The sequence below is a fragment of the Microbacterium umsixpiens genome, assembly GCF_053543675.1.
On record NZ_JBLVOH010000173.1, the window covers coordinates 2,243 to 3,567 of the forward strand.

At 66.6% G+C, this 1,325-nt stretch carries 1 protein-coding gene and 1 pseudogene; both read right to left on the reverse strand.

The annotated features are described in order from the left end of the window. Window positions 1-97 precede the first annotated feature (97 nt). On the reverse strand, window positions 98-1,057 hold the full coding sequence (locus ACNPM4_RS16655; RefSeq protein ID WP_167381572.1) for a nucleoside hydrolase: 960 nt from the start codon (window positions 1,055-1,057) through the stop codon (window positions 98-100). Window positions 1,058-1,078: 21 nt separating this feature from the next. Beyond that, a pseudogene (locus ACNPM4_RS16660) lies at window positions 1,079-1,325 on the reverse strand (hypothetical protein); the annotation flags it as partial.

Here is a 1,325-nt window from a genome sequence, read left to right on the forward strand (position 1 = left end):
TAGAGCTGACGATGCGTCACCGTCAGCATCGCCCCCCACACACGCGAAAACGGCCCCACCCCCGATTCCGAGGGTGAGGCCGTTCGAGGGACGCCGGTCAGTCGACGGCGGTTCCGAATGCGGTCACCGAGGCCGTCAGCGCATCGGCGACCGCCTGCGCGTCGATGTCGAAGAGCACGTCGACGTTCGGCACTCCCTGCCACCGGTCGATCATCTGCACGACCGTCTGACCGCGGGTGTGCGTGCCGTTCAGTTCCACGTCCACACGCAGCCGCCGCACCGTGAACCACTCGGGGTTGAGCGCATAGGCGACGCAGGGCACGTCGTTGAGGTGCATGCCCTCGGTCTTCCACTCCGGCATGTCGTCGCGGTCGTCCTGACGGTCGGGGTAGCCGATCATCTCGCAGAGCGCCACACCCATCGGCGAGCGCGACTCCCAGAGGGTGCGGATGTGATCGGGCGAGAGCGAGAAGCTGCGGGACACATCCAGACCGACCTGCGTGAGCGGAGCGCCGGACTGGATGACGATCTCGGCGGCCTCGGGGTCGTTGTAGATGTTCGCACTCGCGACCGGCGTCACGTTCCCCCAGGTGAGGGCCGCCCCACCCATGTAGATGATGCGACGCACCGAGCGCGCGAACTCCGGCTCCAGCTTGATCGCCAGCGCGACGTTCGTGAGCGGAGCGAGCGCCATGATGGTCACCTCGCCCGGTGCCGCCATGACCGTCTCGATCATCCGACGCACGGCATCGGATTCGACGTCGGCATCGGGATCCGGGTCCGGGTACTCCCAGTAGCCCACGCCACCGGGTCGGTGGATGTGCTCCGCGAAGTTCGGCTCACCGACCAGCGGCCGACTCGCACCCTTCCAGATGGGCAGGTCGGGACGACCGGCGAGCGCCGCGATCTTGCGGGCGTTCGCCGTGGCGGTGTCGACATCGACGTTGCCGAACACCGTGGTCAGCGCCTCGATGTGGAAGGCGTCCGAGGCGAGCGCCCAGAACAGCGCTCCCGCGTCGTCGATCCCGGGGTCGGTGTCAATGATCAGTCGTTCCATATCCATGCTTTCTGTCATGTCCTAGCGGCTCACAGGCCGTTCGGACGCTTCACTGAGCCCGTCCGCGACCACCGGTTCCGCCCGTGCGGCACGGGCGGAACGCATGTAGACGAACAGGTACCAGCAGTTGATCGCGATCAGGGTGATGTTGAGCGCGACCATGGGCGCGCTGCCGAGCATCAGGTTGTAGGCCATGAGCATCGCCGATGCTCCGAGGTTCAGCCACCGGAGGCGCGAGATCGTCGGCTGGAGGATCGAGATGATCAGG